This is a genomic window from Caballeronia telluris (genome assembly GCF_001544495.1).
GTDB classification, from domain to species: Bacteria; Pseudomonadota; Gammaproteobacteria; order Burkholderiales; family Burkholderiaceae; genus Caballeronia; species Caballeronia telluris.
Map to the genome: position 1 here is coordinate 93295 of NZ_FCNZ02000004.1, position 25491 is coordinate 118785.

The 25491-nt window shown below is 66.2% G+C and carries 22 protein-coding genes; 9 read left to right on the top strand and 13 right to left on the bottom strand.

Features of this window, described 5'->3' with window-relative positions; translation table 11 throughout:
* Positions 1–4 precede the first annotated feature (4 nt).
* Complete coding sequence (locus tag AWB66_RS06680) at positions 5–1432, top strand: aldehyde dehydrogenase family protein (protein WP_087629498.1); 1428 nt, start codon at positions 5–7, stop codon at positions 1430–1432.
* A 56-nt stretch (positions 1433–1488) separates the two neighbouring features.
* On the opposite strand, the gene AWB66_RS06685 is transcribed toward AWB66_RS06680, so the two are convergent.
* The 11 genes from AWB66_RS06685 to AWB66_RS06735 all read right to left on the bottom strand — a co-directional run bounded on the left by AWB66_RS06685 (position 1489) and on the right by AWB66_RS06735 (position 13782).
* On the bottom strand, positions 1489–1821 hold the full coding sequence (locus AWB66_RS06685) for a helix-turn-helix domain-containing protein (RefSeq protein WP_087629499.1): 333 nt from the start codon (positions 1819–1821) through the stop codon (positions 1489–1491).
* The gene (locus AWB66_RS06690; protein ID WP_087629500.1) at positions 1821–2972 is read right to left on the bottom strand and encodes an NAD(P)/FAD-dependent oxidoreductase; all 1152 of its coding nucleotides are present in this window, start codon (positions 2970–2972) and stop codon (positions 1821–1823) included. The genes AWB66_RS06685 and AWB66_RS06690 overlap by 1 nt, the downstream gene beginning before the upstream one ends.
* Positions 2969–4351, bottom strand: a complete 1383-nt coding sequence (locus tag AWB66_RS06695) for an FAD/NAD(P)-dependent oxidoreductase (protein ID WP_087629501.1) — start codon at positions 4349–4351, stop codon at positions 2969–2971. Before AWB66_RS06695 ends, AWB66_RS06690 begins: the two co-directional genes overlap by 4 nt.
* The gene (locus tag AWB66_RS06700) at positions 4336–4647 is read right to left on the bottom strand and encodes a (2Fe-2S)-binding protein (RefSeq protein WP_087629502.1); all 312 of its coding nucleotides are present in this window, start codon (positions 4645–4647) and stop codon (positions 4336–4338) included. The genes AWB66_RS06695 and AWB66_RS06700 overlap by 16 nt, the downstream gene beginning before the upstream one ends.
* Entirely contained in the window at positions 4644–6473 is a 1830-nt protein-coding gene (locus AWB66_RS06705) for an ABC transporter ATP-binding protein (protein ID WP_087629503.1), read from the bottom strand. The genes AWB66_RS06700 and AWB66_RS06705 overlap by 4 nt, the downstream gene beginning before the upstream one ends.
* Positions 6473–7426, bottom strand: a complete 954-nt coding sequence (locus AWB66_RS06710) for an ABC transporter permease (protein WP_087629504.1) — start codon at positions 7424–7426, stop codon at positions 6473–6475. Before AWB66_RS06710 ends, AWB66_RS06705 begins: the two co-directional genes overlap by 1 nt.
* A complete protein-coding gene (locus AWB66_RS06715) occupies positions 7423–8379 on the bottom strand; it encodes an ABC transporter permease (RefSeq protein WP_087629505.1) in 957 nt (318 codons plus the stop codon). The genes AWB66_RS06710 and AWB66_RS06715 overlap by 4 nt, the downstream gene beginning before the upstream one ends.
* 67 nt (positions 8380–8446) lie before the next feature.
* Positions 8447–10066, bottom strand: a complete 1620-nt coding sequence (locus tag AWB66_RS06720) for an ABC transporter substrate-binding protein (RefSeq protein WP_087629506.1) — start codon at positions 10064–10066, stop codon at positions 8447–8449.
* A 73-nt stretch (positions 10067–10139) separates the two neighbouring features.
* Positions 10140–11414 (bottom strand): NAD(P)/FAD-dependent oxidoreductase, encoded by a 1275-nt coding sequence (locus AWB66_RS06725; RefSeq protein WP_087629507.1) that lies wholly within the window; start codon positions 11412–11414, stop codon positions 10140–10142.
* Positions 11415–11439: 25 nt separating this feature from the next.
* Positions 11440–12108 (bottom strand): haloacid dehalogenase type II, encoded by a 669-nt coding sequence (locus tag AWB66_RS06730; RefSeq protein WP_087629508.1) that lies wholly within the window; start codon positions 12106–12108, stop codon positions 11440–11442.
* A 195-nt stretch (positions 12109–12303) separates the two neighbouring features.
* A complete protein-coding gene (locus AWB66_RS06735) occupies positions 12304–13782 on the bottom strand; it encodes an aldehyde dehydrogenase family protein (RefSeq protein WP_087629509.1) in 1479 nt (492 codons plus the stop codon).
* Between the two features lie 241 nt (positions 13783–14023).
* Between AWB66_RS06735 and AWB66_RS06740 the strand changes: the two genes are divergently transcribed.
* The 4 genes from AWB66_RS06740 (at position 14024) to AWB66_RS06755 (ending at position 18110) form a co-directional block, all read left to right on the top strand.
* A complete protein-coding gene (locus AWB66_RS06740) occupies positions 14024–14905 on the top strand; it encodes a GNAT family N-acetyltransferase (protein ID WP_235021015.1) in 882 nt (293 codons plus the stop codon).
* A 3-nt stretch (positions 14906–14908) separates the two neighbouring features.
* A complete protein-coding gene (locus tag AWB66_RS06745) occupies positions 14909–15835 on the top strand; it encodes a 2-hydroxyacid dehydrogenase (RefSeq protein WP_087629510.1) in 927 nt (308 codons plus the stop codon).
* Between the two features lie 308 nt (positions 15836–16143).
* Positions 16144–17553: an aspartate aminotransferase family protein gene (locus AWB66_RS06750; RefSeq protein WP_087629511.1), complete on the top strand. Its 1410-nt coding sequence runs from the start codon at positions 16144–16146 to the stop codon at positions 17551–17553.
* A 59-nt stretch (positions 17554–17612) separates the two neighbouring features.
* Positions 17613–18110, top strand: coding sequence for an Lrp/AsnC family transcriptional regulator (locus tag AWB66_RS06755; protein ID WP_087629512.1), 498 nt, complete (start codon positions 17613–17615; stop codon positions 18108–18110).
* Between the two features lie 19 nt (positions 18111–18129).
* Here the strand turns inward: AWB66_RS06755 and AWB66_RS06760 are convergent, their stop codons facing one another.
* The gene (locus AWB66_RS06760) at positions 18130–19044 is read right to left on the bottom strand and encodes a LysR substrate-binding domain-containing protein (protein ID WP_087629513.1); all 915 of its coding nucleotides are present in this window, start codon (positions 19042–19044) and stop codon (positions 18130–18132) included.
* 94 nt (positions 19045–19138) lie between these two features.
* Here AWB66_RS06760 and AWB66_RS06765 point away from each other — a divergent pair, with 94 nt between their 5' ends.
* Genes AWB66_RS06765 through AWB66_RS06780 form a run of 4 tightly spaced genes read left to right on the top strand, consistent with a single transcriptional unit; the run spans position 19139 to position 23059 of the window.
* Positions 19139–20221 (top strand): tartrate dehydrogenase, encoded by a 1083-nt coding sequence (locus AWB66_RS06765; protein ID WP_087629514.1) that lies wholly within the window; start codon positions 19139–19141, stop codon positions 20219–20221.
* Between the two features lie 16 nt (positions 20222–20237).
* Positions 20238–21710: an NAD-dependent succinate-semialdehyde dehydrogenase gene (locus AWB66_RS06770; RefSeq protein ID WP_087629738.1), complete on the top strand. Its 1473-nt coding sequence runs from the start codon at positions 20238–20240 to the stop codon at positions 21708–21710.
* The gene (locus tag AWB66_RS06775) at positions 21707–22684 is read left to right on the top strand and encodes a M14 family metallopeptidase (protein WP_087629515.1); all 978 of its coding nucleotides are present in this window, start codon (positions 21707–21709) and stop codon (positions 22682–22684) included. Before AWB66_RS06770 ends, AWB66_RS06775 begins: the two co-directional genes overlap by 4 nt.
* A 30-nt stretch (positions 22685–22714) precedes the next feature.
* A complete protein-coding gene (locus AWB66_RS06780) occupies positions 22715–23059 on the top strand; it encodes a cupin domain-containing protein (protein ID WP_087629516.1) in 345 nt (114 codons plus the stop codon).
* 44 nt (positions 23060–23103) lie between these two features.
* Here AWB66_RS06780 and AWB66_RS06785 read toward each other — a convergent pair whose 3' ends face one another.
* Positions 23104–25275 (bottom strand): TonB-dependent siderophore receptor, encoded by a 2172-nt coding sequence (locus tag AWB66_RS06785; protein WP_087629517.1) that lies wholly within the window; start codon positions 25273–25275, stop codon positions 23104–23106.
* Positions 25276–25491: the final 216 nt, after the last annotated feature.

Below are 25491 nucleotides of genomic sequence, written 5' to 3' on the forward strand. Positions count from 1 at the left end.
GCGCATGAACCATGCACTGAAGTTCTATATCGACGGCGAGTGGGTCGAGCCGTCCGGCCCGGCGCGCCTGCCCGTCATCGATCCCTGTACGGAAGAAGCCTTTGCCGAAGTGGCGATGGGCACGCCCGCCGACGTCGATCGCGCGGTGACGGCGGCACGGCGCGCGTTCGCATCGTTCTCGCAGACGACACCCGCTGAACGCCTGGCGCTGATCCGCCGCATCCTCGACGCCTTCATGGCGCGCCACGACGAACTGGGCGACACGATCTCGCGCGAGATCGGCGCGCCGCGTGCGCTCGCGCATGCATGGCAGGCGGGCATCGGGCGGCGTCATCTGGAAGAACTGATCCGCACGTGCGAGACGTTCCAGTGGCAGCGCAAAAAGGGCACGACGCTCGTCAATCACGAGCCGGTCGGGGTCGTCGCGCTGATCACGCCGTGGAACTGGCCGATCAACCAGATCGTCTGCAAGGCCGCGCCCGCGATCGCGGCGGGCTGCACGATGGTGCTGAAACCGAGCGAAGTGTCGCCGCTGAACGCCGTGCTGTTCGCGGAGATACTCGACGCGGCGGGCGTGCCGCCCGGTGTCTTCAATCTCGTGAACGGCGACGGACCGACCGTGGGCGCCGCGCTCGCGGCGCATCCGGAGGTCGACATGGTGTCGTTCACCGGGTCGACGCGCGCAGGCGTCGAGATCGCGAAACTCGCGGCGCCGACCGTCAAGCGCGTGCATCAGGAACTGGGCGGCAAGTCGGCGAACATCCTGCTCGACGACGTCGATTTCGAAGCGGCCGTGACTGCGGGCGTCAATGCGTGCTTCGGCAACAGCGGGCAGTCGTGCAATGCGCCCACGCGCATGCTCGTGTCCGAGGCGCGTCACGAAGAAGCGGTGGCGATTGCGCGTCGCGCGGCCGAGGCGCATCGCGTCGGTCCGGCCGACGATGAGCGCACGACGATGGGGCCGGTCGTCAGCGCGCTTCAGTTCGAGCGCGTGGAGCGGCTGATCGCGATCGGCATCGACGAAGGGGCGCAGGTCGTGGCGGGCGGACCCGGGCGTCCGGCGGGTCTCGAGCGCGGCTATTACGTGCGGCCGACGGTGTTCGCCGGCGTGCGTCCTTCGATGACCATCGCGCGCGAGGAAATCTTCGGGCCGGTGCTCGCGATCATGCCGTATCGCGACGAGGACGATGCCGTCGCGATCGCCAACGATACGCCGTTCGGGCTTGCGGCCTATGTGCAGTCCGGGAATCTGACGCGCGCGCGCGGTGTGGCGCTCAGGTTGCGCGCGGGCAGCGTCTATCTGAACTATCCGTCGTGGGATGCGGGTGCGCCGTTCGGCGGGTACAAGCAGTCGGGCAATGGCCGCGAGTACGGCGAATGGGGTCTGGAGGCGTTCCTGGAAGTGAAGGGAATCGTGGGGTATGGAGCGTAACCGGGGCGTGCTGAAACCTGCGCTTCCATAACAGCAACCACGCTCGTCCGATCTCCCTACCGCCCCGCGCTCTGCAAGAACGAACTCGGCGTCATTCCGCAAAACCGCTTGAAGTGCCTGGCGAAATGGCTCTGGTCGAAGAAGCCGACCTCGGCCGCAACGACCGACCCCGGCACGCCGGCGAGCAAGAGCGCTTGCGCACGCCGGATCCGCACGCCGCACAGATACCGATACGGCGACAAACCCACCTGCTGCCGGAACACGGTCGCAAACCGCGAAACCGAAAGCGCCGACAACTCGGCGAGTTGCGCAAGCCGCACGGGCTCGTCGAAATGCGCTTCGATGAAAGCGAGCGCTTCGTCGAGCGGAGCCGCCGTCCTGGTAGACATCATGTCGAAAGCACCGGTGTAGACGGTGCGAGGGCAAACCGCCGGATGGAAAACGAATCGAGCGGGATCGGCGTCGCGCCGGTATCGACGAGTTCGGCCAGCGTCTCGCCCACGCCCGGCCCGATCTGAAAGCCCGAACCGCTGAACCCGAATGCATAGAAGAGACCATCGACCTTCGAACTCGGCCCGATCACCGGCTCCGAGTCCGGCAGATAACTCTCGACGCCGCTCCACACCCGAATCACGTTGAGCGGCGCCATCGCGGGCACGAGGCGGCGCAATTGCGCGAGCTGGCCCACCGTGTTGTGCGGCAGCACCGACGCACGGCACGTGGCGGCATCGGCGGGACCGGGCGGGCCGCCGCCCACGATGATGTTGCCGCGCGGAATCTGCCGGAAATAGATGCTCTCCGCCTTCACCGACGTGTACACGCCCATCGAAGACCGGAACACGTAAGGGACCGGCTCGGTCACCGCCATCTGCGGCCCGCGCGCGACGAGCGGCACCGGCTCGCCGAATTGCTGCGTAAGCGCGCTCGCCCACGCGCCCGCGCAGATCACGAGCTGCGCCGCGCGATAGACGTCGCCCGCCGCGCTCTCGACGCGAAAGCCGCCGCCCTCGCGCTCCACGCGCACGATCTCCGTGTTCTCGACGATGCGCGCGCCGAGCCGCGCGGCCGCGCGCGCGAAGGCGGGCGCGGCGAGGCGCGGGTTCGCGTGGCCGTCGAACGGCGAGATCGACGCGGCGAGCACCTCGCGTCCGAGAAACGGAAAGCGCTCGAACATCGCCGCGCCATGCAGCACGTCGAGGTCGAGGCCATAGGCGCGCGCATCGGCCGCGTAACGGTCGAAGTATTCGGCGTCGTGCGCGTGATAGCAGACGCGCGTATGGCTCGACGCAAGGAACTCGACGTCCTCGTTGAGCAGTTCCTTCGAGCGCCGCCACGTGTCGAGCGCGCGATTCGCCATCGCGAGTTGCGGCAGCGCGCGTCCTTGCCGGCGAATGCCGCCGAAGTTGACGCCGCTGGCCTGCTGACCCGTGAGGCCGCGTTCGAGCAGGATCACGGAACGCTTGCGGCGCCTCAGGAAGAACGCCGTCGACGTTCCCATGATGCCGCCGCCGATCACGATCACGTCCGCTTCTGCGCTCATTGCGCGCTCTCCTCTTCGATGTCCGCTTCCAATGCCACGGGCAGTGGCTTGACGGGGGCCTGTCCGCGCAAGCGACCTACCGAGGACAAGGGCACGCGCGCTTCCGCTGCGATCACTTCGGCGCCAGCGTGAGCGCAGAAACGCCCCTGGCAACGTCCCATGCCGACGCGCGAAAACGCCTTCGCGCGATTCGCTTCCGCCGCGCCGGTCTCGCGCACGACGCGCCTCAGTTCTCCGGCCGTGATCGCTTCGCAGCGGCACACGATGGTGTCGTCGGGCAGACTCGCGGCGAAACGCGCAGGCCACGGAAACGCGGCGCGCAAGCCGGCGGCGAAGCGCGTGAAGCGCGCGAGATCGGCGCGCAAGGGCGCGAGGCTCGCGGTCCGGATGCCGAGGTCGGCGAGCGACGCCAGCGCCGCGAGACGGCCCGAGCGTTCGGCTGCATCGGCGCCGCGCACGCGTGCGCCGTCGCCTGCGAGATAGACGCCCTTCACGCTGCTGCGGCCGTCTTCGTCGATATGGGCGAGCCATTGCTGCGCGGCCTCGTCGAAGCGGAATTCGCAGCCGGCGAGATCGGCGAGTTGCGTCTCGGGACGCAGGTGATAGCCGAGCGCAACGGCGTCGCACGCGATGTCCAGCTTCGCACCGTTCGCGCGTGCCACCTGCACGCCCGCCACGCCATGTTCCGTCGTTCCGTCGATACGCACCGGCGTCACACCGCGATGGATCGGCACGCGCGCGCGCTTCAACACGCCAATGAGCGCGACGCCCTTTTTCAACGCGGCGGGAATCGCGAGCAATTGCGGCAATGCGCGGAAGCGCTGCATCGCGGTGGACGTATCGAGCACCGCTGCGACCGTCGCGCCCGCTTTCACGTACTGCGCCGCGACGAGGTAGAGCAACGGGCCGCTGCCCATCATCACGACGCGCGCACCGATCGCGCAGCCCTGCGACTTCAGCGCGACCTGCGCGCCGCCGAGGCTATAGGTGCCCGCGAAGTGCCAGCCGGGCACGGGCATCAGGCGGTCGGTCGCGCCGCTGCAGACGATCAGCGCGTCGAAGGCGAGTTCGCTGTACTGCGTGCCTGTAACGAGATGCACGTGCTTCGCGTCGATGTTCCAGACGAGCGTCTCCGGCCGATAGTCGATGCGGTCCTTGAGCGCGTCGAAGTCGCGATGCAATGCCGCAGCGCGCCCGGCTTCCGTGCCATAGAGCGTGTCGTACGAACGCGAAAAGCCGTCCGGTTGCCGTCGATAGATCTGCCCGCCGTCGCGCCGTCCTTCGTCGATCACGACCGGCACGAGCCCCGCCTCCACGAGCGCCTGAGCCGCGCGCACCCCCGCCGGCCCCGCCCCGATCACGACTACCCGCGCGGCCATACGCCCTCCCCGGCGGCAAGCCGCGTCACGATCGACATGCCGGGCGCGGCCGGCGTCGTGCAGGCGCGCACGCGGCGGCCGTCGGCCAGCCACACCCAGCAGTCCTGGCACGCGCCCATCAGGCAGAAACCGGCGCGGCGGCCGTCGCCGAATTCGGAGTCGCGCAAGGTGTCCTGCGCCGTGAGGAGCGCGACCATCAGCGTGTCGCCCTCGGCGGCCTGCGCCATGACGCCGTCGATCTGGATCGCGAACGTCTCGCGGCCCTGTTCCGCGACCCGCACGAAGCGTCCGCTCATACCGCCACCGGATCGGCGGTCTGCATGCGGTTCAGGTCCGCAGCCGAGTGATGGCACAGGATCTCCGCGCCCGAAGGCAGCTTTTTCATCAATGGCGGCGTGACGTTGCACTTGCCGTCGATGCGCACCGGACAGCGCGCGCGGAAACTGCACAGTTCGCCCAGACCGCTGCTTGCGCCCATCGGCGGCAGCACGGCGCTTGCGATCTCGCGGCGCGCGTCGAGCCATCCCGGCTGAAGCGCGGGCACCGAATCGACGAGCAGCCCCGTGTACGGGTGATACGGCGGCGCGGCGAGCACGTCGCGCTGGCCCGCTTCCACGCGCTGGCCCGCATAGAGCACGATGACTTCGTCGCAGATCGCGCGCACCGTCGAGATGTCGTGACTGATGAACATGTACGACACGCCCAGTTCGCGGCGCAGCTCGGCGAGCAGTTCGAGGATCGCGGCGCCGACGACCGTATCGAGCGCCGACGTCACCTCGTCGCAGAGGATGAGCGCCGGATCGGCGGCGAGCGCGCGGGCGAGATTCACACGTTGTTTCTGTCCGCCCGACAGGCCGCCCGGCTGGCGCTTCGCAATCGACGCGGGCAGCTTCACCAGATCGAGCAGTTCGAGCATGCGCTTGTGCGCGGCGTTGCCCCGCAGGCCGTGATAGAAGTTCATCGGCCGCGCGAGGATATCGGCGATCGTGCGGCTCGGGTTCAGCGCGGTATCGGCGTTCTGGAACACGATCTGGATGCGCCGGTACTGGTCGAGCGTGCGTTTGGACAACTGCGCGGGCAGCGGCTTGCCGTCGAGCAGCACCTCGCCGCGCGCGCGATCGACGAGACCCGCGACCACGCGCGCGAGCGTCGTCTTGCCCGAGCCCGATTCGCCGATCACGCCGAGCGTGCTGCCGCGCACGATCTTCAGGCTGACGTCGTCGAGCACGCGCACGGCGGGCACACCCTTGCTGTCGATGCGCCCATAGCCCGCGCTCAGCCCGCGGATTTCGAGCAGCGGCGGCACCGTGTCCTTCGATACAGCTATCGCTTCCGGCTCGGGACGACGCGTCGCCGCGAGCAGCTGGCGCGTGTAGGCATCGACGGGGGCATCGAGCACTTGCGCGGTCGTGCCGTTCTCGCGCACCGTGCCGCCGTTCAGCACGACGATGCGGTCCGCCATCTGCGCGACCACCGCGAGATCGTGCGACACGTACACCGCCGTCGTGCCGAGTTCGCGGATCACCTTCTTGAACGCCGCGAGCACTTCGATCTGCGTGGTGACATCGAGCGCCGTCGTCGGTTCGTCGAACACGACGACGGCCGGATCGGTGATCAGCGCCATCGCCGCCATCAACCGCTGCAACTGGCCGCCGGACACCTGATGCGGATAGCGCGCGCCGATCGTCTCGGGCGCCGGCAGCGCGAGCGCGCGAAAGAGCGCGATGGCCTTCTCGCGGGCGGCGGCGGGCGTCATCAGCTTGTGCAGGAGCGCGGGCTCGGTCACCTGATCCATGATCGTGCGCGCGGGGTTGAAGCCCGCCGACGCGCTCTGCGCCACATACGCGACGATGCGCGCACGCAGCGCGCGCCGGCCGCGCTCGTCGAGCGAGAGCACGTCGAGGTCGCCGATGCGCACCGAGCCGCCCGAGATCGCGCATCCGGGGCGCGCATGACCGAGCAGCGACAGCGCGATGGTCGTCTTGCCCGAACCCGATTCGCCGATCAGCGCGAGTACCTCGCCTTTCTTCACCGAGAAATCGACGCCCTTCACGATCTCGACGACCGCATCCGGCGACACGCCGCCGGTCACGCGCAGGCCCTTCACTTCGATCATGCTCATCATGCGGCTCCCCCGCGCCCGCTCTTGCGGCGCAGATTGTCGATCAAGAGATTCACGCCGATGGTCAGCGTCGCGATCGCCACGGCCGGCATCAGCACGGCGGGCGCGCCTTCCGAGAGACCGCCGATGTTCTCGCGCACGAGCGAGCCCCAGTCGGCGTTCGGCGGTTGCACGCCGAGGCCGAGGAACGAGAGTCCGCTCAGGAGCAGCACGATGAACACGAAGCGCAGGCCGAAGTCCGCGAGCATCGGATGGATCATGTTCGGCAACACCTCGACGCGCGCGATGTAGAACAGCCCTTCGCCGCGCGCCCGCGCGACCTGCACGTATTCGAGCGTCATCAGATTGACCGCGAGCGAGCGCGAGATGCGGAACGCGCCGGGGATATAGGCGAGCGCGGCCACCATCGTGAGCATCGGAATCGACGAGCCGAACGCGGCGATCACGACGAGCGCGAGCACCTTGCTCGGAATCGAGATCAGCGCGTCGAAGAGACGGCTCAAGATCTCGTCGACCCAGCGGCCCGACACGGCCGCGATCAGCCCGAAAAAGATGCCGATGCAGCTCGCGAGCACCGCCGCCGCGAGCGCGAGCCCGACCGTGTAGCGCGTGCCGTAGAGAATGCGGCTCAGCATGTCGCGGCCCAGATAATCGGTGCCGAGCGGATAGGCGGCGCTATACGTGCCGAAGATTTCCGTCGACGTGAGCACGCCGCCCTTGTACGGCGCGACGAGCGGCCCGATGAACGCGACGACGAGCCAGAACACGACGATCACGAGGCCGATGAGGCCGAGCACGGAAAAGCGGCGCGTGAGGCGGCGCAGCATGCCGGGCCGCACGGCGACGGCCTCGGGCAGCGGCTCCTGCAATGCGGGCGCGGCCACCTCGGCTTCGTTCTCCGAGACCGCATAGAGAACGGTGGTGGCGTGGGGCGTGGTGGCGGGTCGGATCATCGTTGACGCAGCCTCGGGTTGGATACGATTTGACACAGGTCGGCAATCAGCACGAGCGCCAGATACGCGACGCAGAACACCATCACGCAGCCCTGCACGAGCGGCATGTCGCGGTTGGTAACGGCATCGACCATCAGGCTCGCGAGGCCCGGATAGTTGAAGATCGACTCCACGATCACGACGCCGCCGAACAGATACGACAGCGAGAGCGCAACCGCGTTGGCGATCGGACCGATGGTGTTCGGCAGCACATGGCGCAACACGATGCGCATCGGCGAGGCGCCCTTGAGCAGCGCCATCTCCACATACGACGCGTTCAGCTGGTCGAGCACGGCGGCGCGCGTCATGCGCGCCATTTGCGCGACGATCACGCAGCAGAGCGTCATCACGGGCATCGCGTAGATGCGAAGGAGCGCGCCGAACGACGACACCTCCGACAGATACGACAACGCCGGCAGCCAGCGCAGCTTCACCGCGAAGATCAGCACCGCGACCGTCGCGATCAGGAACTCGGGCACGGCGACCGTCGAGAGCGTGAGCACGTTGAGCGCGCGGTCGAGGAGCGAGCCGCGGAACATCGCCGATGAGATGCCGATCAGGAGCGCGATCGGCACGGAGACGAGCGCGGTCAGTCCGGCGAGCACGAGCGAATTCGGCAGGCGCGTGGCGATCAGTTCGCTGACCGGCAGGTTGTTCGAGAGCGACGTGCCGAAGTTGCCGCTCACGATATGAACGAGCCACTGGAAGTAGCGTTGCAATGCCGGCTGGTCGAGCCCGAACTGATGCCGCAGCGCAGCCACCGCTTCAGGTGTGGCCGCCTGGCCGAGCGCCTGCTGCGCGGCATCGCCGGGAAGCAGCCCGGTGATCGCGAACACGACCGCCGACACCAGCAGCAGCGTGAGCAGCGCGAGTCCGAGGCGCGCGGCGATGAGTCGTTGCGCGTGTGCTTTCATCGGTATCGCCTCCTGGGTTGGGGACGCACGCCGCATGCGTGCGGCGTGCTTCCTGGCGCGTCGGGCGTCAGGCTTCGAGCCAGACGTTCTCCGCGAATGCGAAGCCCATCAGACCCGCGAGCGGCACCGAGCCGAGGCCCTTGAGCTTGGTCGTATGCGCGTCGATCGAGCTCTGGAAGAGCGGAATGCCGACGCCGCCCGTCTGGTTCACGAGCACCTGCATGTCGCCGTAGATCTTCTTGCGCTTCGCGTCGTCGGGTTCGCCGCGCGCGGCGACGAGCATCTGGTCGAACTGCGGGCTCTTCCAGTTCGCCTCGTTCCAGGGTGCGTCGGACTTGAAGAACTGCGTGAAGATCACGTCCGCGCTCGGACGGCCGTTCACCGAGCCGAAGCCGAGCGGATGCTTCATCCAGTGATTCGACCAGTAGCCGTCGGCGGGCACGCGCGTCACCTGCAGGTTGAGGCCCGCCTGCGGCGCGACCTGTTGCAGCAACATCGCCATTTCGATGGACCCGTCCGCCGCCGGCGACGCCACGATCTGCACCGGCGCGCTGCCGAGCTTGGCCTTCTGGAAGTGGAACTTGGCCTTGTCGGGATCGAAGCCGCGTTGCGGCAGGCCCGCCATGTAGTACTTGTTGGTCGGATCGATCGGCTGGTCGTTGCCGATCGCGCCGTAACCGCGGAACACCGCGCGACGGATCTGCTCGCGGTCCATCAGGTACATCATGCCGCGGCGGAAATCCTCGGTGCCGGTGATGCCGCCTTCGTCGCGCACGATGAGGTCGGTGTAGGTGCCCGTCTTCGTTTCGAGGATCGTGTAGCCGCTCGTGCCCTTGATGCGTTCGGTCGAGCGCGGGCTCACCGCGTTGATGAGCTGCACGTCGCCGGAAAGGAGCGCGTTCACGCGCGCGGGTTCGTCGCCGATGCCGATCAGTTCGATCTCGTCCAGATGCGGCATGCCCGGCTTCCAGTACTTCTCGTTTCGCACGCCGACCGTGCGCACGCCCGGCGCGAACTCCTTGACCTTGAACGGGCCCGTGCCGATGGCCGTCTTGAAGTCCTTGGTGCCGTCCTTGACGATGAGGAAGTGCGAGGTCGCGAGAATCACCGGCAGGTCGGCGTTCGCGCCTTCGAGCGTGATCGTCACTTCGTTCGGGCCGGTCGCCTTCACGTCCTTCACCTGATCGGCGAGCGTCTTCGCCTTCGAGGCGGTCGCCGGGTCCTTGTGGCGCATGATCGAATAGACCACGTCCGCGGGCGTGAGCGACTTGCCGTCGTGGAACTGCACGCCGCTGCGAAGCTTCACGACCCACACGGTCGCATCCTTCGTTTCGAGCGACTCGGCAAGCGCCATCCGCGCGCCGAGATGCGAATCGAGTTCGGTCAGGCCGTTGTAGAACATGTTCGCGCGCACGTAGTCGGTGCCGAGCGCGCCCTTGGCCGGATCGAGCGTGTCGGCGGCGGAAGCGGACTGCGTCGCGACGCGGATGCGGCCGCCCTGCTTCGGCTTCGCGTCCTGGGCGAGCGCGGCGCCGCTCGCGGCGAGAAGGCCCGCGCCCGTCATCGACATTAGACCGCCCGCGGCCAGCGCGCGCAGGACGTCGCGGCGCGAGGCCCCGCGGCGAGTCAGCTCTTCGAGACGGATGCCGGCGTTGGCGACAGCGTCCAGCGATTTGTCGTGGGTCATGGAAACTTCTCCGCGTGAGGATGACGTGGGGTGCGCAGTTCTGAGTCTGCGATCGGGTCTTTGGGTCAGTCAGTCAATAGAAAACGTCTTTGATGCGGTAGTACGTGCCGACGAGCGGCAGAAACCAGGGCTTGCCGGTATGTCCGGGAATCGCGGGCCAGTCGAACTCGCGCCACGGATTCGCTTGCGCGTTGCCGCCGATCACCTCGGCCATCATCTGGCCCATGTGCGTTGCCATCTGCGTGCCGTGGCCGCTGTAGCCCATCGAGAAATAGAGGCCGTCGTGCTGGCCCGCGCGCGGCAGACGGTCCGCCGTGATGTCGACGAGACCACCCCAGCAGTAGTCGATGCGCGCACTCGCGAGACTCGGGAACATCTGCGCGAGATTCGCTTGCAGAATGCGGCCGCTCTTCTCGTCGGAAGGACGCTCGGACGCGGTGAAGCGCGCGCGTCCGCCGAAGAGGAGCCGCGCATCCGGCGTCACGCGAAAATAGTTGTGCATCAAACGACTTGTCGTGTACGAACGGCGCTTCGGCAACAGGCGCGCGAGTTCGGCCGGCGGCAGCGGCTCGGTCACGACGATGAACGACCCCACGGGCGCAAGCCTTCTGCGATACCAGCCGAACGGACCATGTCGCGACGGGCCGGTGGCGATCAGCACCTGCTGCGCGCGCAGTTCGCCGCGCGAGGAAGCGATGCGATAGGCGCCGCCGTCCTTCTCGATCGACGTGACTTCGGCATGTTCGAAGAGCCGCGCACCGTAGCGTGCGGCGGCGTTGGCGAGGCCCATGCCGAACCGGCCCATGTGCATCTGCCCGCCGTGCTTGTGCAACAGGCCGCCGTAGAAACGGTCGGAGCCGACTTCGCTCGTGATGCGCTCGCGTCCGATCAGTTCGATGTCGGGATCGACTTCGCGCCGGATCAACTCGGCGGTCTTCTCCAGATGTTCGAAGTGATGCGGCTTCGAGGCGAGCTTGAGCTTGCCCGAGGCCACGTAGTCGCAATCGATCGCTTCTTCGCGGATCAGCCGCTCCACAGTTTCCACCGCCGCCGCATACGCGCGATAACAGCCGCGCGCACGCTCGGCACCGAGTTGCGCGTAAAGCGCCGCATAGTCCTGCGCGACGCCCGTGTTGCACTGCCCGCCGTTACGGCCCGACGCGCCGCCCGCAAGACGCCCCGCATCGAGCACGACGACCGACGCGCCGCGCTTCGCGAGGGCGAGCGCCGCCGACAGGCCGGTGAAGCCGCCGCCGATCACGGCGACATCGTCATGGCCTTCGACCGGCCCCTCGCTCGCGAACGAACACGTGGGCGCGGTGTCGAGCCAATAGGAATCGAGCTTCATCGGGTGTCCTCGGGCCGCGGGCGTCTTACAGTCCGAGCAGCGTCGCGACGCCGCCGATGTCGTCGACTTCGTGGTACTCGTAGTACGGCGTCGACGGCTCGTGACCGCGCTTGACGAACGCCTTGTGCTTGATGCCCATGTCGTGCGCGGTCATGAGGTCGTAGCGCAGGCTAGACGACACGTGCAGCACGTCCTCCGGGTTGCAGTCGAGCTGATCGAACATGTACTCGAAGCCCTGCATGCGCGGCTTGTACGACTGCGCCTGCTGCGCGGTGAAGACCTTGTGAAACGGCGCGCCGAGCTTGTCGACGTTGCTCTGGATCTGGTCATCCGACGCATTCGAAAGGATCACGAGCTTGTACTTCTTGGCGAGCCGCGACAGGCCTTCCGGGACATCCGGATGCGGGCCCCAGGTCGGCACGGCGGTGTAGTACTTCTCGGCTTCGGCTTCGTTGAATGCCACGCCCATGCGCTCGCACGCGCGGCGCACCGCGTTCACGATCACGTCGCGATACGGCTTCCATGCGCCGAGCACTTCGTCGCGCCGATAGCCCGAGAAGAACGCGACGAACTTTTCCATATCCGCGCCCTGCAGGCGGTCCGCGTACAACTCGCGCGTCATGTCGGCCATGCGGAACTTCGTGAGCGTGCCGTAGCAGTCGAACGTGATGTACTTCGGCTCGAAATCGATCATGATGATGGTCCTATCGTTGGTGTGAACTCGTGGCGAGTCCAGTGGCGAAAACAGGGAAGCTCGTTCCTGTTGAAGATTTAAACAGCGCAAAAACCGCGGGTGTCGCTGATTCGTGGCGCTCAAAAACACAACCGCTGCGTTTTGGGGGGCCTTCACAGCAGAGTCTGCGGTGCAGGCGATCAGTGCATGAGGCGCTTAAGACCGTAGGTCGATCAACACGCTCTTGAAGCGCAGATTCGCCTCGTAGGCCTGCCGTCCGAGATCCTTGCCGATGCCCGAACGCTTGTAGCCGCCCGTCGGGATCATGAAGTCGCTGGTGCGCCCGTACCGGTTCACCCACACCGTGCCCGCCTCGATGCCGCGCACGAGCCGCAGCGCCCGCCCGATGTCCGCGCTATGGACGCCCGCCGCAAGCCCGTAGTCGGGATGCTGCGCGAGGGCGAGCGCTTCCTCTTCGGTATCGAAGGTCTGGACCGTCAGGACCGGGCCGAACACTTCCTCGCGCACCGCTTCCGATTGCGCCGTCACGTTCGAGAGAATCGTCGGCGAATAGAAGGCGCCGGGCGCTCCGCCGTCGGCGCGCGCGCCGCCGCACTGGAGATGCGCGCCGCTCGCGACCGTCCGTTTCACGATGGCCTCGATGCGCGCGGCCTGCGGCTCGGAGATGATCGGCGGCAGCGTCGTGCCGCGCGTCCAGGTCGTGCCCGGCTTGAGTTCGGCGAAGATGTGGCGAATGCGCGCCGTGAGATCGTCGGCGACCGAGCGTTCGACGATCAACCGCGAGCCCGCGTTGCAAACCTGCCCCGCATTGCCCGCGATCGCGCCCGCGATGCGGCGCGCGACATCGTCGAGGCGCGGCGCATCGGCGAAAACGAGTTGCGGGCTCTTGCCGCCGAGTTCCAGCGTGACCGGCTTGGTGCCGGTCTCGGCGCACGCGGCCATGATCGCCGCCCCTGTTCTCGTCGAGCCGGTGAACGTAACCTTGCCGATGCGCGGATGCCGCACGAGCGCGTCGCCGGTCGTGCGGCCGTCGCCCTGCACGACGTTGAAGATGCCCTTCGGCACGCCCGCTTCGACCGCGAGTTCGGCAAGGCGAAGGACCGAGAACGGCGTCATCTCCGAAGGCTTCAGCACGACCGCGTTGCCTGCCGCGAGCGCGGGCGCGATCTTCCACGACGCCATCACGAGCGGGAAATTCCACGGCGCGATGGCACCGATCACGCCATACGGCTCCGCGATCGTCATGCCGAGATGATCGTGATCCGTCGCGATCACTTCGCCGCCGAGCTTGTCGGCGAACTCCGCGTAGAAGCGGATGCCTTCGGCCGTATAGGGGACGTCCCAGGCGAACGCATCGCCAACCGGGCGCGTCGAGCCAAGCGCTTCGAGCGGCGCGAGCGTCGCGGCGTCGGCGGCGACGAGATCGGCGAAGCGCCGCAGGATGCGCGCGCGTTCGCGCGGCGCCATGCGTGCCCAGCCGCTCGTTCGATACGCGGCAAAGGCGTTGTCCACGGCGCGGTCGATCATGGCGGCGTCGGCGACCGGCACCGACGCGTAGACGACGCCATCCGAAGGCCGCGCAACGTCGATGCGCGCCGCATCGTCGTCTACATACTCGCCGCCGATGAAATGTCCGCCGCGCACGACGATGCTGGCCGGATCGAAACTGTCCATTGCGTGGGTCCTTGACTCGTGCCTTGTGATGCCTCAAATCGTAGGCCTGCTGGGTCGGCATATGTCGCTGACAAAAAAGACGATTCAGCACAACGCGCTCGTTGTGGAGCGGCCGACTTCCTGTTTTGCGTCGAATCGCATCGAGCACGGCGAACGCCGATGCGATAGAAAGATCGTCCTAGTCAACGCTGCACTGCAATGCGAGAGTGACGGCGTGAGTCTTTAGACAAAGGAGGCCGGCGTGTCCGACCTGAGAGAGAAGGAAGCGCAATCCGAAGCGCCCGCGTACAGACCGTTCACCGCCGACGACATCGGCGCCGCGCATGCGCTCACGAGCGAACTGAACTGGCCGCATCGCGCGGACGACTGGCGCTTCGTCGCCGAAGCGGGCAAGGGATTCGTCGCCGAGGATGCGAGCGGCGTGGTCGGCACGGCGTTCTGCTGGAAATACGGACGCGATACGGCGTCGCTCGGCATGGTGATCGTGTCGCCTTCGCGGCAGGGTAGCGGCATCGGACGGCGGCTGATGGAACTGCTGCTCGACGAACTCGGCGAGCGCACGACCATCCTGCACGCGACGCCCGCGGGCAAGCCGCTCTACGAGAAGCTCGGCTTTCGCGAGATCGGCACGATCCATCAGCATCAGGGCGCCGCGTTCCAGCCGCCGCTGGTTTCGCTGCCGCCCGGCGAACGGCTGCGCCCGATCGGCGCGAACGATGCGCCGCGCCTCGTCGAACTGGCCTCGCGTGCGAGCGGACTGGATCGCAGCGCGTTGCTGCCCGCGCTGCTCGACGCGGCGAGTGGCATCGCGCTCGACCGTGACGGCGAACTGCTCGGCTTCGCGCTCTTCCGCCGCTTCGGTCGCGGCTATGCGATCGGACCGGTGGTCGCGCCCGACTCGGCCGATTCGAGCCGCGCGAAGGCGCTCATCAGCCACTGGCTGGCGCTCAACGCGGGCGTGTTCGTGCGCATCGACACGCCCGGCGACAGCGGTCTTTCGGAATGGCTGGAGGGCCTTGGCCTTGCGCGCGTCGACACGGTCGTGAAGATGGCGAAGAACGGCGTGCTGGCGGTGGATCGTGAAGTCAGACAATTCGGCATCATCAATCAGGCGATCTGTTGAACCATGACGTTTCTCTATAAAGCCGATCCCGCGCGCGGCGAACAATGGGCGCGGCTCTTTGCGCAGAAGGCGCCGGAACTCGCGTTTCGCGTGTGGCCGGACGTGGGCGATCCTGCGACCGTCCGCTATCTCGCCGCGTGGATGCCGCCCGACGATCCGACGCGCACGCTGCCGAATCTCCAGGTGATCTTTTCGGTGGGTGCGGGCATCGATCAGTTCGACCTGTCGGGGGTGCCGGCGCATGTGCCGGTGGTGCGGATGATCGAGCCGGGCATCGTCGAGGGAATGGTCGAGTATGTGACGCAGGCGGTGCTCACGATCCACCGCGATCTCTTCGACTACGCCGGGTTTCAGCAGAAGCGCGAGTGGCGCGAGATGCCGGTGCGTGCGGCGGCGTCAAGGCGTATCGGCGTGCTCGGGCTGGGCGTGCTGGGGACGGCCGTCCTCGAGCGGCTGCGTCTGTTCGGGTTTCCTTGCGCGGGATGGAGCCGTTCGGAGCGGGTGATCGACGGGGTCGATTGTCACGCGGGCATCGATTCGCTCGATGCGTTTCTCGGGCGCACGGACGTGTTGATTTGTCTTTTGCCGCTGACGGACGCTACGCGCGGCATGTTGAATGCGCGGGTTTTTTCTGCCTTGCCGCAGGGCGCTTCTGTCATCAACGTCGGGCGCGGGGCCCATCTGGATCAGGAGGATCTACTGGCGGCGCTCGTGAGCGGGCAGCTCGATAGCGCGATTCTCGATGTGACCGAGCCGGAGCCTTTGCCCGCTGATCATCCTTTGTGGACGCATCCGCGCGTGCGCATCACGCCGCATATCGCCAGTGCTACCCGGCCCGAGAGTGCCGTCGATGTCGTGATCGAGAATATTCGATTGCATCGGGCGGGGTTGCGGATGATCGGACAGGTTGATCGGGCGCGTGGGTATTGAAGGGGGTGGTTTTTTGCGGTTGCGCGGGGATATCGTTGGACGTATCTGCGCTTCTATGGGACTTGCTTTCGCGTCGGTCTTTTTGCTCTGCCCCTGTCCGGGGCAGTGCTCATAGACCGACGCGAAAGCAAGTTCCACAAAAGCAGAAGCGTCCAAAGCCCCCAAACCACCCAACCCCAGCACAAAATGCTGTAGAGCAAGAAAAAACGCATCGTCCAAACGGTTTAGCGATTTTTTTACCACCAAGTGCGACCGAAACAACCCCGTACCATGGAATGGTAAAAACCTACCCCGTCCGAGGACCGTCCATGTCGACCCAATCGCTCATCGAAGCCGACCGCAAGCACCTGATCCACCCGGTAGTCAGCTACCGCGCCCACGAAGCCCGCGGTGTCACCGTGCTCGAATCGGCCCACGGCGTGTTCCTGCGCGACATCGACGGCAACGAACTGCTCGACGCTTTCTCCGGGCTCTGGTGCGTCAATACGGGCTACGGTCACGAGAGCATCGTCAAAGCCGCCACCGAACAAATGACGCGGCTCCCCTACGCCACCAGCTATTTCCACTTCGGCTCGGAACCCGCCATCGAACTGGCCGCAAAGCTCATCGACAAGACTCCCGCTTCGCTGCAACACGTCTACTTCACACTCGGCGGTTCCGATGCCGTCGATTCAGCCCTGCGTTTCATCACGCACTATTTCAACGCGACCGGCCGCCCGTCGAAGAAGCACATCATCGCGCTCGAACGCGGCTATCACGGGTCGTCGTCGGTCGGTGCCGGACTCACCGCGCTGCCCGCGTTCCACCGCAACTTCGACCTGCCGCTGCCGCATCAGCATCACATCGCGTCGCCCTATGCATACCGCAACGCATTCGCCGACGACAACGCGCTCATCGCCGCCTCCGTCGCCGCGCTCGAAGCCAAGGTGGCCGCGCTCGGCGCGGACAACGTCGCGGCCTTCTTCTGCGAGCCGATCCAGGGCTCGGGCGGCGTGATCGTGCCGCCCGCCGGCTGGCTGAAGGCGATGCGCGAGGCCTGCCGCAGGCTCGACATGCTCTTCGTCGCCGACGAAGTCATCACGGGCTTCGGCCGCACCGGTCCGCTCTTCGCGTGTGAAGGCGAAGGCGTCGAGCCGGACCTGATGACGGTCGCCAAAGGTCTCACCGCCGGCTACGCGCCGATGGGCGCCGTGCTGATGTCCGACGCGATCTACCAGGGCATCGCCGATGGCGGCGATCCGGCCGCCGCTATCGGTCACGGACACACGTATTCGGCGCATCCGGTCAGCGCGGCGATCGGTCTCGAAGTCATGCGCGTCTATCACGAGGGCGGCCTGCTCGCGAACGGCCAGGCACGCGCGCCGCGCTTTGCTCGCGGGCTCGATGCGCTGACCGCTCATCCGCTCGTCGGCGATTCACGTCATCGCGGGCTGCTCGGCGCGCTCGAACTCGTCGCGGACAAGGAGAGCAAGGCGAGCTTCGATCCGTCGCTCAAGCTCGCGGAGCGCATCGCGACCGCCGCCTATCAGAACCGGCTCGTGTTCCGCGCCTTCAACGACAACATCCTCGGCTTCGCGCCCGCGCTCTGCTATACGGAAAGCGAGTTCGACATGCTGTTCGAACGCCTCGAAAAGACGCTCGACGACGTGCTCGCGCAAGCCGACGTGCGCGCAGCGCTCAATGCGGCGGGCAAGGCGCCCGCACGCGCGGCTGCGTGAGAAATATCGCATGATAAGATCGGCGGACGTTTCTCCAAAGATGCCCTGCGATCCGACCAATGAGCAACGACAGCAAGCTTGACCGTATCGACCTGCGGATCCTTTCGCAATTGCAGAAGAAAGGCCGCATCACCAACGTCGAGCTTGCCGATGCGGTCGGTCTGTCGCCGAGCCCGTGCCTCATCCGCGTGAAGCGTCTGGAGAAGGCGGGCTATATCGTCGGCTACGGTGCGCAGATCGCGCTCGAAAAGCTCGGCGACGTGCAGATCGTTTTCACTGAAGTGACGCTCGCCGATCATCGCCGCGAAGACTTCATCAAGTTCGTCAACGCGATCAAGGATATCGACGAGATCGTCGAGTGCCATCTCGCGAGCGGCGGCTACGATTACCTGCTCAAGTTCGTGACGCGCAGCGTGAGCCACTATCAGAGCATCATCGAAGGGCTGCTCGAACGCGACATCGGCATCGAAAAGTACTTCAGTTACGTGATCATCAAGTCGCCGTTCGTGAAATCGCACTATCCGCTCGAAACACTCTTCTCGCAGCCTCATCCCTGAAGAGGATGGCGTGCCCGCCTCAGCCGGGCCAGCGCGCGAACTCCTCGCTCAGAAAATCCACGCACACCCTCACCTTCGCCGACGTCGCGAGCCGCTCCGGATAAACGGCCCACACGTTGGCGCTCTGCGTCGCCTCCGGCAGCACGTGCACGAGCGTGCCGTTTGCGAGCAACGGGCGCACGTCCCACATCGAACGCAGCACGATGCCGCGTCCCTCCACCGCCCATTGCACCGCCACTTCGCCGTGATTGGTCGAGAGCGGTCCCGTCACGCGGATCGAGGTGATTTCGCCGCGCACGGAAAGCCGCCAGACGCCGAACGGATGATCGCGTTCCTTGATCGCCAGGCACGGGTGCGCCGCGAGATCGGCAAGCGCGCGCGGCGCGCCGTGCCGCTCCAGGTACGCGGGCGATGCGCACAATACGCGGTGATTCGACGCGAGGCGCTTCGCGATCAGATGCGGCGCGATGTCGTCGCCGATGCGCACGTCGAGATCGAAGCCCTCGCCCGCCACATCGACGATACGGTCGAACAGTTCGAGCCGCACGTTCAGTTGCGGATAACGCTCGGTCAGGCGCGAGAGCGCCGGCGCGACGACATGCCGCCCGAAGCCGAAGCTGCTCGACACGGAAAGCGTGCCGCGCGGAAGGCGCCGGGTAGTCGAAACGTCCTCGACGAGGTGATCGACGTCGTCCAGAATCTTCTCGGCCCACGCGTAGACGCGCTCGCCCGCCTCGGTGATCGCGACGCGGCGCGTCGAACGATGCAGAAGGCGCGTGCCGAGATCGGCTTCGAGCACGCTCACGCGCTTGCTGACATACGCCGCCGATACCGCGAGCGCGTCCGCCGCCGCGCTGAAGCTGGCCTTGCGGGCGACGAGGCAGAACACGCGCAGGTCGTCGAGGTTCGGCGTGGGGTTCGGCGCTTTCTTCACGATTCGTGCATAGTGGCTTAACCAAAAGCCGAATTTTATGACGATCCAGCAGGAATAAACTAATCGTTATCGACATTTCGATCAGGAGACCCGCATGACCCGCAAAACGTATCGCATCGCCGTCATTCCCGGAGACGGCATTGGCCGTGAAGTCATGCCCGAAGGGCTGCGCGCGCTCGACGCGGTCAGCAAGCGCTTCGGCATCGCGCTGGAATACCGGCACATCGAGTGGGCGAGCTGCGACTACTACGCGAAGCACGGCCAGATGATGCCCGACGACTGGAAGGCGCAGCTCGCAGACGCCGACGCGATCCTGTTCGGCGCGGTCGGCTGGCCCGACACGGTGCCCGATCACATCTCGCTGTGGGGGTCGCTCCTCAAGTTCCGCCGCGAATTCGACCAGTACATCAACCTGCGCCCCGCGCGTCTCTTCGATGGCGTGCCTTCGCCGCTCGCGGGCCGCAAGGCGGGCGACATCGACATGATGATCGTGCGCGAGAACACCGAGGGCGAATATTCGTCGGTGGGCGGCACGATGTTCGAAGGCACGGATCGCGAGTTCGTGACGCAGCAGTCGATCTTCACGCGCAAGGGCTCCGAGCGCGTGCTGAAATTCGCATTCGATCTCGCCGAGCGTCGCAAGAAGAAGATCACGGTCGCGACGAAGAGCAACGGCATCTCGATCAGCATGCCGTGGTGGGATGCGCGTGCCGCCGAAGTCGCCGCGCTCCATCCGGACGTCAAGTGGGACAAGCAGCACATCGACATTCTCTGCGCGCGCTTCGTGCTGAATCCGGACCGCTTCGACGTCGTGGTCGCGACCAATCTCTTCGGCGACATTCTTTCGGACCTCGGTCCCGCCTGCACGGGCACGATCGGCATCGCGCCTTCCGGCAACCTCAATCCGGACCGCACGTTCCCGTCGCTCTTCGAGCCGGTGCACGGTTCGGCGCCCGACATCTCCGGCAAGAACATCGCCAATCCGATCGCGATGATCTGGTCGGCGGGCATGATGCTCGACTTCCTCGGCAACGGCGAAGGCCCGGAGCACGAAGCGCACGATGCGATCCTCGCCGCGATCGAAGCGGTGCTGAAAGAAGGCCCGCATACCGGCGACCTCGGCGGCCGCGCCAGCACGACGGAAGTCGGCAAGGCCATCGCCGAACGGCTCGCGTGATCAAAGGAGCATGGCGATGACAACCCGATTCGAACTGAAGGACCTGATCCGCGCGGACAATTTCATTGACGGCAAATGGGTCGCGGCCGCCAGCGGCAAGCGCTTCGGCGTGACGAACCCGGCGACGGGCGAAGTGATCGCCGATGTCGCCGACAGCGGTGAAGCCGACGCCCGCGCCGCCACCGACGCCGCCGCGCGTGCTTTCCCCGCATGGCGCGACGCGCTGCCGAAGGACCGCGCGGCCGTGCTGCACCGCTGGCACGCGCTGATGCTGGAGAACGCCGACGCGCTCGGCCGGCTGATCTCGCTCGAACAAGGCAAGCCGTTCGCGGAAGGACGCGGCGAGGTGCTGTACGGCGCATCGTATGTCGCGTGGTTCGCCGACGAAGCGACGCGCATCTACGGCGACATCATCCCGCAGCAGCAGCGCGGCAAGCGGATGAGCGCGATCAAGGAGCCGATCGGTATCGTCGCGGCGATCACGCCTTGGAATTTTCCGCTTGCGATGATCGCGCGCAAGATCGCACCGGCGCTCGCGGCGGGCTGCACGGTGGTCGGCAAGCCGGCCGAGGACACGCCGCTCACCGCGCTCGCGCTCGTGCTGCTCGCGCATGAAGCGGGCGTGCCGCCGGGCGTGCTGAACCTGATCTCGGCATCGCGCGAGAACGCGGTGCCCGCGGTGGCGGACTGGCTGCACGACGGCCGCGTGCGCAAGATCACGTTCACCGGTTCGACGCCGGTCGGCAAGTATCTCGCGCGCGAATCGGCCGAGACGCTCAAGAAGCTTTCGCTGGAACTCGGCGGCAATGCGCCGTTCATCGTCTTCGACGACGCCGATCTCGACGCCGCCGTCGCGGGCCTGCTCGCCTCGAAGTTCCGCAACGGCGGGCAGACCTGCGTCTGTCCGAATCGCGTGTACGTGCAGTCGGGCGTGTACGAGAAGTTCGCGGACCTGCTCGCGACGCGCGTCGCGGCGCTCAAAGTCGCGCCCGCCACCGATCCGGACGCGCAGATCGGCCCGATGATCAACGCCCGCGCGATCGACAAGATCGCGCGCCACGTCGACGACGCCGTGCAGAAAGGCGCACGCGTGGTCGCGGGCGGCAAGCGGCTGAGCGCGCTCGGACCGAACTACTATGCGCCGACTGTCCTCGCCGACGCAACGAGCGACATGCAACTGAGCTGCGAGGAAACCTTCGGCCCCGTGGTGCCGCTCTTTCGCTTCGACGACGAAGAAGAAGCGCTTCGCGCGGCCAACGACACGCCGTTCGGCCTCGCCTCGTACTTCTACAGCAACGACCTGCGCCGCATCGACCGGGTCGCTCGCCGACTCGAAGCGGGCATCGTCGGCATCAACGAAGGCGCGCTCGCAAGCGAGGCCGCGCCCTTCGGCGGCGTGAAGGAATCGGGCTACGGCCGCGAAGGCTCGAAGTACGGCCTCGACGATTACCTGTCGATCAAGTATCTCTGCCAGGGCGGACTTGAATGAGCAACCCGGCCTATCCGATCGAGATCGCGTTTCCGGACATCGCCGCTCACGAAGCGAGCGACTCCGGCATCGCGTATGTGCACACGTTCGACTCGGGCGAGCCCGGTCCGCACGTGATGATCAATGCGCTCACGCATGGCAACGAAGTGTGCGGCGCGATCGTCGTCGATGCGTTGTTGCGCGCGAAGCTGCGCCCGCGCCGCGGACGGCTCACGCTTTCGTTCGCGAACGTGGCGGCGTATGGACGCTTCGATGCATCGAAGCCCGATGCCGCGCGCTTCGTCGATCAGGACTTCAACCGCGTATGGACCGCGAAGACGCTCGACGACACCTCGCGCGGGTCGAGCGAACTCGAACGCGCGCGCGCGATGCGTCCGGTGATCGATACGGTCGACCTGCTGCTCGACCTGCATTCGATGCACGAAAAGAGCGCGCCGCTGATCGTCGCGGGACCGCTCGCAAAGGGCATCGAACTCGCGGCGAAGCTCGGTACGCCCGCGACGGTCATCTGCGACGAGGGCCATCCGGAAGGCCGACGCATGCGCGATTACGAAGGGTTCGGCGATCCGTCGAGTCCGAAGAACGCGCTCCTCATCGAATGCGGGCAGCACTGGGAAGCGAGCGCCGTCGATGTCGCGCGCGATGTCACCGCGCGCTTTCTCGCGCTCTCGGGCGTGGTCGACGCGAGCGATCTGGCGCAAGACTGGTTCGCGCCGCTGCCCGATGAAATGCGCGTGGTGCGCGTGACGGAGCCGGTCGTCGCGAAGAGCATGGACTTCCGGTTCGCGGGCGATTACACCGGCCTCGAAGTCTTCGACAAGGCGGGCAGCGTGATCGGCTGGTCGGACGGTGCTCCCGTCACGACGCCCTACGACGACTGCATGCTCGTGATGCCGTCGGTGAGGCAACTGCGCCCGGGCGTGACGGTCGTGCGGCTCGGCAGGATCGAACAGCGCATCGCTACTCCACGCTGATCCACTCATCATCATCTCCAGACGAGCGACATGAAAGTACAGCAGATCAGGCAGAGCATCGCATTGCAGGGACTCGAAGACTGGGGCACGGCCGGGCTTCCCGGCACGCCGGAGATCAGGGTATCGGGCGCGCAGCGTGTGATACCGGGCAATGAAGCCATCGACACGGGCGTGTTCGAATGCACGCCGGGCACCTATCGGCGCGCGGTGAAACAGGCGGAAGTGATGCACATGCTCGCCGGCCGCGGCCGCTTCACGCCCGACGGCGAACCGACGATCCACTTCAATGGCGGCGATACGCTGTTCTTCGAAGCGAATACGGAAGGCCTGTGGGAAGTCGAGGAAACGATGCGCAAGATCTATGTGATTCTCTGAAGGACGCAGGCAGGATGCGCCTGCGTCCACGCCGTGCGGCGGGATCAGAACTGCAGCGTGGCGCTCGCGACTGCCGTGCGCGTCGCCGACGGCACCACGTAGTAGCCCCACGCGGTCGTCCAGTAACGGCGGTTGAACAGATTGTTGATGCCCGCGCGCAGGATCACGTCCTTGCCGGCGATCCGCGTGTCGTAGCGGCCGCTCAGGTCGTAGGTGACATACGCCGGCACGAACTGCGTGTTCGCGGCATCGACCGCCATGTCGCTGACGTACTTCCCGCCGAACGCCACCGTGAGCGAGCGCAGATACGACGGGTTGTATTCGACGCGGCCCGTCGCCGTGAAGCGCGGCGCGCCATAGACGCGCTTGCCCTCGATCGTCGGATCGTCGACGTCGGTCGCCTTCGAATTCAGCCACATCACGCCGCCGAGCAGACGCCAGTCGCTCGCGATCTGCACCCAGCCGCTCGCATCGAGGCCGGTGTACTGCTTGTTGCCGCTCTGCACGAAGACGTTCGCCGAGTTCGAGTATTCATAGCCCTGATCGACGCGGAACAACGCGAGATTCGCGCCCCACTTCTGACGATCGGTCTTGAAGCCCACTTCATACTGCTTGCTTTTCAGCGGCCCGAACGTGTCCGGAAAGTTGGCGTTGGTATTCGACGCCGATCCGCCCTGCTGCAACGACTCGACATAGCTCGCGTAAAGCGTCGAATACGGATCGGTCTTGAACATCAGGGCGATGGTCGGCGTGACCGGGTCCGCGTCGTATTGCGCGGTCGTCGCGCCGCTCGGATCGTAGGTGTGCTGGCGGAACTGCGTGTAGCGCAGGCCGAGCAGCGCCGAGAAGCGCGAGTTGAACTGCACCGTGTCGCTCGCGTAGACGGCGGTTTGCGTCGTCAGCGACTGGCGATACATGTTCCCGCCGATGTGCACGGCCGAATTCGTGAGCAGCGTGCTGCCGTAGAGGTTGCCTTCGCCGAGCGGATAGCCGACGTTCCAGCCTTCGCTGTCGTCGTACTCGCTCACCTGCGACTGATAGCCGGCGCCGACCACGACATCGTGCTTCACGCTGCCCGTGTAGAAGTTGCCCTGCACCATCGCATCGACGTTCTGGTAGAAGTAGCGCGTCAATGCCGCGTAGAGCGTGTTGGTGTAGTTGCCGGCGGCGTCGGAGACGAACAGCAGGCTGTCCGAGTTGTAGCGGTTCTCCTTCGCGAAGCGGTACTTCACGCTCGCATGCCAGTTCTGCGACAGGCGATAGTCGACACCCGCGCCGAACGAGGCCATCTCCGTTTCGTACCAGTTCTGCGGCTGCGTGAGCTGGTGCGTGACCGTGCTGGCATCGGGGATTCCGAGGCCCGAGCCGAACAGAAGGCCGAACAGCGTGCCGTTCGTCTTGCGCTTCTGATAGAACGCGTCGATGCTCGCGGTCAGCTCCGGCGTGATGCGAAAGTCGAATGCCGCCGAGGCCACCTGGCGCCGCACGTGACCATTGGCCTCGGCCGTGTTGCCTTCCTCGTTCACGAGATTCACGCGGTAGCCGAAGCGCTTGTCGGCGCCGAGCCGCCCGCCCACGTCGATCTTCTCGCTGAACACGCCTGCCGACTGGTAGCCGATCGAAATGCTGCGGTACGGGTCGTCGGTCGGACGCTTGAGCACGTAGTTGACGATCCCGCCCGGCGCGCCGAAGCCGTACATGAAGCCGGACAGGCCCTTGAGCAATTGCACCTGTTCGAAGGGTTCGAGCGAAAGATCGGTGTCCCACGACGGGAAGCTCTGCCCGTCGACCTTGATGCCGTTGAGCGTGTCGATCGGCATGCCGCGCACGCTGAACATCGAGTTTTCCGCGATTGCGTTGGTGCTCGAAACCGACACCGCCGGGTCGTACTTGAAGAGATCGTTGGCGGTCGTCGCAAACATGTCCTCGCCCTCTTCGCTCGTGACGACGTGCGTCGAGAACGGCGTATCGACCTGCTTGCGCGAACCGAGTGCGCCGGCGCTGACCGTGTCGGTCTGCGTCGCGGCATCGGCGCGCGAAGCGGTGACGCTCACGGCCGGCAGCGTCGTCGAATCGGCGGCGGTCTGCGCCCAACCCGTCGACGACAAGGTGCAGAGCGAAATGCCCACGCTCGCCATGAGCGCGGCACTGAGAAACGAAGGGCGGCTCGCGGTGCGCAAGAACACCGGACGACAGTCGACGGTAGAAATCTGCATATTGTGTTTGAGTTGGACGTAGTCGGGCGCCGCGCAGCCTGGGAGTAGCTGGGCGTCGTCGCTCGAAGCGTGGAATTGACCTAAGCGGATTGATGAATGGCGAGCGCCATCTTAAATGCCAATGATTCGCATTTACAACTCATTTTTGCATTTGTCTTCTTTTGGTCACAACGCAAATAGCGCGGCCGCGCGCTTTCTCCCACGCGATGACCCGAC